Here is a 10,208-nt window from a genome sequence, read left to right as displayed (position 1 = left end):
TACATGATTTTTGGAAAGAATTTTACTGTAGAATTTAGAATGGATGAGGATAAGCTTAAAGTAGTGAAATTAAAAACACACTTCACAAAGTATGATCATTTATATTCAAAAGCGCTTAACGCATTGAGTTTGAAATATGGTGAACCATCTAAAAACATATCTACAGTGCTTGGTAATGCTGCAAATTGGCATCATGACGGTGTTGATATAACTTTGATAGATAACTATGGGTCAAGCTGGCTATTTATTACTTATAATACAGATTTAGTTGATAACTCTAACAAGTTATAGTCAGATAACAAAAACCCCTAATCATTTCTGAAAAGGGTTTTTGACTTAGGAGACTTTCCCAAACTTTGTGTAACTGCCATTTCAACACTCTCCTAAAACGCCCACCATCTTTTTCTCTTCCGATCTGGTGCCACGGTTGAGTCGTTTGTTTTTTCTTTCTCTTGTTCAAGTGGTGGCTCATAGCCTAGCTCAGCTTGCTTAAATTCTAGCAACTTCACTTGAGCAAAATCCTGAATACTAGCATTGGCTTTATCCAGTGTCTTATTCAGCTGACCAATTTGTTGTTGATAATTCTCTATCAACTGTTTTTGATCGCTGACCTGTTGCTGTAGGTGCTTATTCCTTAACTTCTCTAACTCTAATTGATGTTCAAGCTCTGTATAAGACTGTTCAGCTTGACTGTTCAAGTGCGTACTATCAGGAACGTTCAGTGATTGTTCAGTACGTTTTTTGGACAAAGGCTCTCCAAATACTCGAAGCATCTCTGCAGTGTCAATTTTCTTGTCTGCTGTTCTGGAAAGCTCGCCATCATTGACTTTTTGGTATATTGTGGTTCTCGATACACCCCATTCTTTTGCTGCTTTTGTCACTGATATGTTCATTGTTCACCTAGTGTCCAAGTACGTTTTTAAGCTCTGTACAATACGACTGTTCAGAACGTTCAGTGGACAACTATCGCATTAACCTACCTACGAGGCAAATCATAAATACTTTATACGAAAGTTAGAGGGTTCAGATATATATTGTCAATTTTATTGAACAAATATCATGTTTTATTGCCATTTATAGGAAAAATTTGATTTTTAATTCTTGAGAGATTCTAATCATATTAAATAGGTACGGTTCCCTAATCAGGACTTGAATCATCTAAATGATGAGAATATATTTCACAGTGTCCTTTCTGGACAGTATCTAAGATAGTCTCGATCATGCCTATGGCAAATCAATTAAGCATTTACTTTAAAAGGTTTTATTATGGAAAGACTAATCAGCATTATGAAGAGCGATTTCGAGGAGTTTCACTCAACTCGTAAAATAAGCCGTGCAGAGAAATTATCGAAAGATATCAAAATGCATGTCAATCATAATGAGTATCCATCATATTTTTTCGGTAACCCTGAAGCAAAGTTTGTATTAGTACATCTTAAACCTAAACAAGTAGACAATTATTCAGATGTACATGAAGAGAGCTTTAAGTTCACTGACTTTGATGAATATTTTGGGTTTCATAGATACTATGGAAAAATTCATTATGGTGAAGACACTACGATAAAACTTAAGTCTTCTTTTGACGCTAAGCAAGTGAAGTTTATAAAACCATTCAATGTTATCAATTTTAATGATGCTAATGGTAATTTTTCGAACCTAGAAAAAGTAATAGATGACAAGCTACAGCTTGAACTTTTGCCTTTCGGATCGAATAGTTTCGAAACTAATAAGGTTGAATCTGCAAAAGAATCATTGCAACCTTATGTTGAAATCTTGCTAGACACAATAACGAGCCAAGAAAGAGATTACGTTGTATTTTGTGGCAAAGTGTTTGAAACACTCTTACAGCCTTATATAGTTTTTAAAGAGGATCATGCATTCAAGCTGCCAAAAGTAAAGGGTGGGATAGCTGTTAACTATTCTAGATTTTCTAACGTAACTCTAGAATTTAATAATAAGAGATTTTCAGCTGGGATAGCTCAGTCTTTTGCACAGATGGGTATCAACATGGGTGAATATGGAAAAAAATGCAGCGAGCTATATAACCTATCAAAGCCTCTTAAATAGTAGAATTATGTCGGACACGACGTATAATGTCGTAAAGAAGATCTACATACTATGCATTAGAAAATTATTTTGGTAGTCTCAATAAAAGGTAAAAAACAAACGTATGTGCACACTATTTAATTGAGGAGATAGTAATGATTATTGCACTAAGAGGTTACGGTGCATTTATTTACGCCGGTACAGTAGCAAATGATACTTATGAGTATTTCGAAAATGAAGACATTGACTTACAGGAATATGCTGAATATTTAGACGACCCTGGATCAAGTAATCTACAAATACCTAAAGAGCACGATTTTGTTAATGGTGGTCGTCTGTATGATGTGGATAATTTGTGGCGTATATCAGGCGCAGAATTAACTAGTGATTGTATTTTAAGTGTAGATTTAGAGAATGGAGGTGATGATTGGGAATGTGCCCTTGATTTAGGTACCTTAGAAAAACTTGGAATTAAGACAAAATGTATTAGTTCATCTACTAGGATGATAATGGATTTACCTTCAGGTACTGCTATATTCATGGCTAAGGAAACTACTGAAGGGCTACAGTTTGAAGAAAATCAGATTATATCTAGTAGTGATTTTGACCCAACAAAGTTAGAAATTTATTATCATGAGTATATAGATACGGACATAGTCAAACATATAAAGTACGATGGAAGAGAGTATTTTGGTAGTAACTTTGAATGGGATGCTGAATCTAAAGAGTTTAAATGGCTCTGGTGGTGATTAACAATTAGAGAGATTTCACACAGTGGCTTTCATTAAAAACTCATAAAATTAGGTTATAGATAAATATGTTAACTAAGAAAACCACTACTCGTGGAGATAACTATAATGAACTACTCAGTTTGGCTAAGTCTAAAAATCTGACACTTAGACGTGCTAATAAATCAGGTGAAATTCCTATGAGGTTCGAGGTTGTTCGTAGAGGCGCTTCAAAAAATGAGCAACCTTTTATTGATAATTTAACACCTGAGCAAGTCAATAATAATAGTCCATTAAGTGAGGGCTTCACCTTAAAACAGTTTATTAGCCAGTTTAAAACAGTATGTCCCAAGGGAACCATCTAAAAAGGCTTATTGATCTACTTATAGTGGATTAATAAGCCTTTTTAGATATTTTCTTAGCCACATCAGCGATCAGATGCCGTGAGCACTTCGCCATTTTTTGAATATCAGAATAGCTATGACCTGATTTGAGCAGACTAGCGATAATCTTGCGCTTTTCGGTATCTTTTCTACGTCCTGAATACTTACCTTCTGCTTTAGCTCGAGCAATACCTTGCATTTGACGGTTACGGCGATCTTCATAATCTTTTCGAGCAATAGCTGCAAGCATATCTAGCATCATCGAGTTAATGGCCTGCAATACACTGCTCATAAATTCAGTGCTGCTTTCAGGTTGAAGCGCCATATATGAGGTGGGTAGCTCTTTTGATACGATAGATAGCTTCTTTTCTGATAGCATTCTTTTGAGAGTGTCCCAATCAGCTTGGTTCAAACGCGCCAAGCGATCAATCTGCTCAACTAAGATGACATCGCCCTTATGAGCATCTTCGATCAGCTGCATCAGCTTTGGGCGTACCAGTGTTGCTCCTGATTCATTCTCGACATAGAACGCTGCAATCTTGTGGTCATGATCGTCGGCAAATGCTATAAGCTCGCTCTTGGCACGCTTAGCGTCTTGTTCTTTGGTTGACGCTCGTAGATACGCTCTAATAAACATAAATACCTAAAATAGTCTGTTATAAGTGGTTCCATTATACCAGTCTGTTTTAAGTAGTCTGTTAATAGGTTTGAAGGATGAAATATCTGGTTCCCTTGGGGTATGGCTTTTGAAACCATTTTTCTTTATATTGTCACTTAGACAGCCTACTTTTTGAACCACCACCCGGATATAAATGTAGCTATGAATAAAACAACTTTTAAAATATCGAAGATGGACTGCCCTTCGGAGGAAAACCTAATCCGAATGAAATTAGAGGGCCACTCGAATATTGAACATCTTGAGTTCGACATTCCTAACCGTCAATTAACTGTGTTTCATCATGACAATATAGAAGGGATAGAGACTGCTATTCATGACCTAAAATTAGGAGACACCCTACTCTCGACCGAAACCATTGACCCCTCTGATCCCAACAATAATTTTAAAATTGATGCTGACTCTAGTCACAAAAAAGATGCTGAGCAAAGAAAGCTACTATGGATAGTGCTGGTCATTAACTTTGCTTTCTTTATTATTGAAATGAGCACGGGACTGATTTCTCGTTCGATGGGGTTGGTCGCCGACAGCTTAGATATGTTAGCAGATAGCTTCGTGTACGGAATTAGCTTATTTGCGGTCGGTGGAACGGTCATTAAGAAAAAACGGATTGCTAGAATTGCCGGATATTTTCAAATTACGCTAGCGATTCTTGGTTTTTTAGAAGTACTAAGACGTTTCTTTGGCAATGAGCAGTTACCTGACTTTTCTACCATGATAGTCATATCGATTCTTGCGCTAATTGCAAACTTGATTTGCCTCTATTTACTACAAAAATCGAAAAGCAAAGAAGAAGAAGCCCATATGCAAGCCAGTATGATTTTCACTTCAAACGATGTGATTATCAATTTAGGGGTAATTGTTGCAGGGATTTTGGTTAATTGGTTACACTCTAGTACGCCTGATTTGATTATTGGTAGCATCGTATTTGCTTTAGTTATTCAGGGCGCCTTTAGAATATTGAAGTTGAGTAAGTAGCCAAGCCTAATAACTGAAGCAAATAGCTCAAGTAAGTAGCTTAATTAAACCGCTAAGTGTAAAGTAACTGGGTTTGAAGCAAATAAACATCATAAGGATATGAGACCTCAAGCAATGATTGAACAAACTTTAAATCTAGTCACCACCAAAGACCATCAGCAAGTTGCCGTTTGGCGAATAATAGATGATGAAGTCTTTGATAAGAATCTGGGAGACCTTCCTAAATTTTGTGTAAGTATTTAATCTAAACGTCAGTTACACAGAATCTGGGATGGTCTCTTCAAGTCCTCACTAGCGCACCGATCATAGATAGAATATCTATGGTAAGTACATCATGAAGTACACTGTGGCTATCTCAGCAAGTTGAAACCTTAATACCATTAGCTCACAGCCAAAGATTCAAGTCCTCACTAGGGTACCGAACCAAGAAAAGAGCTTGAGTGGCTCGCTATAAGTATACATTGGCTACCGCTTGGGCTTATCTGCTATGTGGGCGCAATTTCTATTGCACCGGCAACGGCACAACCCTGATATGCTTTGCCTGCGTAAGTTAATATTGCAGTAAATTCATTTTGATAGCCATTGTCATCGATACAAAGGTTATTTTTTATATTCACAACAATAGGCTGTCCATTGACAGTACTCGCGTATTCGACACCTTCAGTATTGACAGAACCAGAACCCACCACGGTAACTGTTGCTGTCGTTGGCTTTAAGAAATTTGCCTCTATACTTAGCTCATTTCCTTCAATCACTATTCGCCAAATTTTCCCTTTGTTTCCAAAAGCAGTAAATGCCCCTGACGCTACCGGCGCTTCTATTGTAGGCTGCTTACTCAGATCCGTGGTGTCGGCACGATGGTTACTACAAGCCACTAGAGCTAAGCTGCCCGTTAAGCACATTGTCGTTAGAAGCAAAGAACGCATAATTTTTCCTTTAAATATAATAAGAGAAGAGGGCGTTCAAAACTCTGTGTCAACTAAATTAAAGACGCTAGCCAATTTAATAAACGCCCCGTGCGTGATTATTTGGATTCTTGATTGGATAATATTTGAATATTTGCCGTATTTTACTAGCTTGAACATATCATTCACTGGGGTGGAGTGTTAATCTGTTATGTTTTTTCATTGGATTTGCTTTGGTCTATTGTGTACTAGCTAAAATCTACTCGAAGATATGGATGTAATATATAGTTTGTCCGACACCAATAAACTCAACTATTTTGGATGTTAAAATAATCAATTATTTTTTAATACGAAAGGTTTTAAGATGAAATCAAAGAAAATACTCGCCCTTGCATTTGTGATGTCGTGTATAGCTGCTTTAGCAGGCTGTAACACAACACCTGATAACAGTAGTCAGTATACTAATGCAGTAGAGACTTCTCATAAAAATAGTCACAGTAATATTGCTAACCCCCAAGTTTTGGATATCAAGGGCAGTATTACTGGCTATGATACAAAGGAATATATATTCCATGCACAAGCTAATCAAGTATTAAGAGTAGTAAGACAAAACACATCAGACGATGTGGTATTAAAGTTACTGTATCTTGGAAATAACAATAAAACTAGTGAACTCTCTGGTGATTTCCAAGTCCTGCCTTATACAGGGGATTATAAGCTTATCGTAAGCCAAACACGCAATGATGCCCGTAAGCATGCAAACACCGCAAAAAACTTTAATTTGAAAGCCTTTATCACTGACCAGCAGCAACCATCTAACCAGCAAAATTATGTCGTCAACTACAAGTGTGATAGCAACGAAAATCTAAGCGTAACCTACCACTTTAATAACCAAAAAACTAGTGCGACAGTGACTTACGATAATATTTCACAACAGCTAAACTTTGATGATCAATATAGTAAAAAAAATAATCCAGTATTCTCCAATAATAACTACTTACTGAGCGTAGGAACTATTAATGATGGCGTGTTTGGAGACTCAATGGTCTACTCTTTGTTAGATTTAAAAAAATCTAAAGGTGGCTACGCGTTATTGCAAAACTGTCAAAAATTATAAACGCCTTCAGAAAAATAAAAAAGGGAAAATAGCCATAATCAGATAATGGGAGTTTCCCAAACTTTGTGTAACTGCTTATAATCCACTAACTGGAGAATAAGCAATGACTAACCAAAACGACATTAAAAAACTGGCCCAACAGATGGCTGGTAGCATGAAAAGCTGAGAGCATCCTACATTTTGTGTAATTATTGATGAAAGCCACACAGCTGTTACACAGAATATAGGATGCTCTCATCGAACTTTCTTACTTTTTAGAGTAACTCAGCTGCTTGTAATGCTATTTCTTTAACATCTAAGCTAAGGGCTAAATCTGCATTGATCAAATCTTCAATATCGAAAAATCTAGCTTCTAGGGCATCATCACCTGCTAGAGGATCACCAGAAACCCAAATACAAAGTACGGCTACAAGAACAAAATGGTGACGAAGCTTACCACTACTATCAAAGTCAAACGCGTCTACAGCGTTAAATGTCTTAAAGGCTTTTGATACAATGCTTGTCTCTTCATAAAGTTCACGAACGGCAGCATCTTTAACAGTTTCCCCACGTTCAATTTTACCACCGGGAAAACCCCATCGACCTGCATCGGGTGGGTTAGCACGGCGTACTAAAAGCACCTTTCCATCTTTAAAAAGTACTCCAATAGTAGCTACTATTGGACGTAGGCTCTGTGGTTCGTATTGTATTATAGGTTCATTACTTAGTATATTAGACATAAAAACTCAATTGAGAATAGGACATAGAGGATAGCTTAATATTCAAGTCCTCACTAGGGAACCGAACCAGTGAAAGCGCCTGACTGGTTTGCCATAGGTATACTTACAATAAATTATAGTGCAATGGGAAGATAGAACTAAGACAATTAAAGAGCTGATTAAAGAACTCCAAAGTTTTGGGGATCAAAACTTGATTGTTATGATAACGAATGATGAAGGTGAAACATTTAACGGTAAAGTTGGTTAGCAAAGGGTTTGTAGCTAATAAAGATGATCCTGATAAATATAAGAAAGTTTATTGTGCTTTACACTTCTAAGCTTTAAGACCATCTAAGACAGTTAGCTAGTTTTTTAACCCCTAAACCCATGTAAATCGGTTGGGGATGATTTTTTTGTCGTGTGCAGAGAAAAATAAGTTAAAGATTTTTTACTAGCTGCTTTAGCGATAATCATTATTTAAGATAATCTCGTTAAAGCAGCTATGACTTAACTCTTAAATGTTAAGGGTAAATTTGAAAAATTAAGGAGTTAAAATGACTTTACGACATTCTTCTTCACGCTTTTCGAAAATTTCATAACCTTTAGCAGCGTCAGACAAATTCATACGGTGAGTAATAATAGCTTCAGGTGATAAATCACCATTTTCAATATACTCTAATAATTGTGGTAAATACTTGTGTACATGGGTTTGGCCCATTTTGAAAGTAAGCCCCTTATCAAAAGCATCACCAAATAAGAAACCATGAATGGGTCCTGCATACACACCAGGAACACTAACGACCCCGCCACGACGCACAGCTGCAATACATTGACGTAAAGCTGCACCACTTGACCCTTCAATTTTCAAATTGGTCATTATTGTTTCTAGCATACTGCCTTTGGCTTCAAAGCCAATCGCATCAATAACGCCGTCAACGCCGCGATGTCCTTTGGTCTGTTCAATGATGAATTCAGCAGCATCTACCTTATCGAAATTGACCGGAATAGCCCCGTACGTATCTTTGGCATACTGCAAACGGTAGTCATTATGATCTACCACGAAGATCTGCTCAGCGCCTAACATTTTGGCACAAGCTGCTGATAACAACCCCACAGGACCCGCACCATAAATAGCTACGGTTGAACCTTTAGTAATATTGGCATTAGTCACGGCCTGCCAAGCAGTTGGTAAAATATCTGATAAAAATAAAACCTTCTCATCTGACAGTGAGCCATTTACTTTGAACGGATTAAAATTACCTTTAGGAACCCGTACAAATTCTGCTTGTCCACCAGGAATCCCACCATATAAATGGCTAAAACCAAATAAAGCAGCCGGTGGCGGAATTATTTTTTTATTAATAGCAGCGCCTGGGCCTGTATTTGTAGTCTCACAAGCGGACATTAGGTCATGCTGACAGAAAAAGCAGTTACCACATGCAATAACAAAAGGAATAACAACTCTGTCGCCTTTTTTAACAGCTGTGACTTCAGAGCCTACTTCTTCAACCACACCCATAAACTCATGACCGAAGATATCGCCTTCCTCGGTTGCAGGTATTTTGCCACGATATAAGTGTAAATCTGAGCCACAAATTGCAGTTGCAGTCACACGTAAAATAACATCATCTTTTTCTTGCAGTTTAGGCTCTGGGACATTGTCCACTCGCACATCTTTAGCACCGTGGTAGGTTAAAGCACGCATAATTTCTCCAATTAAGTAAAGCTTGCAGAATCTCGATAAACAATAATCTGTGATAATACAAGATGAAAGTTATTAGAATCAGTGGTTTATGTTAACTAAGTTAAGTATTACTCAATTATATTAGCACCTTGAAAATCGAGATTTATAATTAACGTGTGTTAAAAAGGTTGCGTGTTGTAAGTAAAAAATTGTAGTGGTTAACTAATTTAGGACACCTAATAAAATTCAAACCTACATCGCCATTACTTATAACCCTGAGTCGAGAACGGATAATAATTATAAGCGTTGGGGCAACTTTTATGACCGCCAAGATCTGTTAGTAGGTGACGAGTTATGGCAGCTTGTGTCAGGTGGTTAATTTTCACTCAATGATATGATTGATATTCTCTGCTCGTCTACAATGAAAGCTTCATAATCTCATTAAAAAACTAGCATTAATCTTCTACAAACATATTATCTTCATCAACAGGGAGGCCAGTATCTGCAATATTGGCAACTAATGTATGTTTATCGCCGTTATAGTCAATTTCATTATTTTTATTGCTGATTTTTTTTAGCTTTTCTATAACATCAGACATTAACTCTCTATCACTTTCTCTGGTTAAAAAATCATCTAAATTATTAGCAACATATTCACGTAATTTTTCAACTTCGTTTTTTTCTAAAGTCTCTATTAAGAAAGCACCCAGTAGTATCTTTTGTCGTGTCAGCTTCTTATCTAACTTCTGTTTTTCTCTATTTATTTTCAGCTCAAGCTCATTAATCTTTTGCTGTTCCTTCAAATCATTACCACCAAGTAAGCTCATACCATATCCTTAAATTATCAAATTATTTATCCATCTAACTATAGCAACTTCGCCAGTATCTAACAATCTACTATGATATAGTTAATTGACGGATGGTTGAGTCTCACTGACTAAGTGCGGATGGTTGAGTCTCACTGACTAAGTGCGGATGGTTGAGTCTCACTGA

General features: G+C 36.8%; 14 protein-coding genes. 8 read left to right on the top strand and 6 right to left on the bottom strand.

Going from position 1 to position 10,208, the window contains the following annotated elements; genetic code table 11:
• Positions 1–291, top strand: a 291-nt coding sequence (locus ACS8FC_RS13730; RefSeq protein WP_439297175.1) for a hypothetical protein, incomplete at its 5' end; no start/stop codon positions are given.
• 92 nt (positions 292–383) lie between these two features.
• Here the strand turns inward: ACS8FC_RS13730 and ACS8FC_RS13725 are convergent.
• Complete coding sequence (locus tag ACS8FC_RS13725) at positions 384–893, bottom strand: plasmid replication DNA-binding protein (RefSeq protein ID WP_439297174.1); 510 nt, start codon at positions 891–893, stop codon at positions 384–386.
• 373 nt (positions 894–1,266) lie between these two features.
• Here ACS8FC_RS13725 and ACS8FC_RS13720 point away from each other — a divergent pair, with 373 nt between their 5' ends.
• The 3 genes from ACS8FC_RS13720 (at position 1,267) to ACS8FC_RS13710 (ending at position 3,139) form a co-directional block, all read left to right on the top strand.
• A complete protein-coding gene (locus ACS8FC_RS13720) occupies positions 1,267–2,067 on the top strand; it encodes a hypothetical protein (protein WP_439297173.1) in 801 nt (266 codons plus the stop codon).
• 134 nt (positions 2,068–2,201) lie between these two features.
• Positions 2,202–2,795: a hypothetical protein gene (locus ACS8FC_RS13715; RefSeq protein WP_439297172.1), complete on the top strand. Its 594-nt coding sequence runs from the start codon at positions 2,202–2,204 to the stop codon at positions 2,793–2,795.
• 68 nt (positions 2,796–2,863) lie between these two features.
• Positions 2,864–3,139 (top strand): hypothetical protein, encoded by a 276-nt coding sequence (locus ACS8FC_RS13710; protein ID WP_207990662.1) that lies wholly within the window; start codon positions 2,864–2,866, stop codon positions 3,137–3,139.
• Positions 3,140–3,167: 28 nt separating this feature from the next.
• On the opposite strand, the gene ACS8FC_RS13705 is transcribed toward ACS8FC_RS13710, so the two are convergent.
• Positions 3,168–3,794 (bottom strand): recombinase family protein, encoded by a 627-nt coding sequence (locus ACS8FC_RS13705; protein WP_439297171.1) that lies wholly within the window; start codon positions 3,792–3,794, stop codon positions 3,168–3,170.
• A gap of 183 nt (positions 3,795–3,977) precedes the next feature.
• Here ACS8FC_RS13705 and ACS8FC_RS13700 point away from each other — a divergent pair, with 183 nt between their 5' ends.
• Positions 3,978–4,811: a cation transporter gene (locus tag ACS8FC_RS13700; protein WP_058023794.1), complete on the top strand. Its 834-nt coding sequence runs from the start codon at positions 3,978–3,980 to the stop codon at positions 4,809–4,811.
• 99 nt (positions 4,812–4,910) lie between these two features.
• Entirely contained in the window at positions 4,911–5,054 is a 144-nt protein-coding gene (locus ACS8FC_RS13695) for a hypothetical protein (protein WP_178377961.1), read from the top strand.
• A gap of 242 nt (positions 5,055–5,296) precedes the next feature.
• On the opposite strand, the gene ACS8FC_RS13690 is transcribed toward ACS8FC_RS13695, so the two are convergent.
• Positions 5,297–5,737 (bottom strand): hypothetical protein, encoded by a 441-nt coding sequence (locus ACS8FC_RS13690; protein WP_110817436.1) that lies wholly within the window; start codon positions 5,735–5,737, stop codon positions 5,297–5,299.
• A 343-nt stretch (positions 5,738–6,080) separates the two neighbouring features.
• Here ACS8FC_RS13690 and ACS8FC_RS13685 point away from each other — a divergent pair, with 343 nt between their 5' ends.
• Entirely contained in the window at positions 6,081–6,833 is a 753-nt protein-coding gene (locus ACS8FC_RS13685; protein WP_011954800.1) for an ACP-like domain-containing protein, read from the top strand.
• Between the two features lie 254 nt (positions 6,834–7,087).
• Here the strand turns inward: ACS8FC_RS13685 and ACS8FC_RS13680 are convergent, their stop codons facing one another.
• Both ACS8FC_RS13680 and ACS8FC_RS13675 read right to left on the bottom strand, forming a co-directional pair.
• A complete protein-coding gene (locus ACS8FC_RS13680; RefSeq protein WP_007115209.1) occupies positions 7,088–7,552 on the bottom strand; it encodes an NUDIX hydrolase in 465 nt (154 codons plus the stop codon).
• A 520-nt stretch (positions 7,553–8,072) separates the two neighbouring features.
• Positions 8,073–9,236, bottom strand: a complete 1,164-nt coding sequence (locus ACS8FC_RS13675; RefSeq protein ID WP_058368782.1) for a zinc-dependent alcohol dehydrogenase — start codon at positions 9,234–9,236, stop codon at positions 8,073–8,075.
• A gap of 223 nt (positions 9,237–9,459) precedes the next feature.
• Between ACS8FC_RS13675 and ACS8FC_RS13670 the strand changes: the two genes are divergently transcribed.
• Positions 9,460–9,594, top strand: a complete 135-nt coding sequence (locus ACS8FC_RS13670; RefSeq protein WP_083606213.1) for a TdeIII family type II restriction endonuclease — start codon at positions 9,460–9,462, stop codon at positions 9,592–9,594.
• A gap of 76 nt (positions 9,595–9,670) precedes the next feature.
• Here the strand turns inward: ACS8FC_RS13670 and ACS8FC_RS13665 are convergent, their stop codons facing one another.
• A complete protein-coding gene (locus ACS8FC_RS13665; protein WP_439297170.1) occupies positions 9,671–10,042 on the bottom strand; it encodes a mobilization protein MobS in 372 nt (123 codons plus the stop codon).
• Positions 10,043–10,208: the final 166 nt, after the last annotated feature.

Source organism: Psychrobacter sp. 1Y4 (genome assembly GCF_051847555.1).
This window is presented reverse-complemented; position numbering and strand designations above follow the sequence as displayed.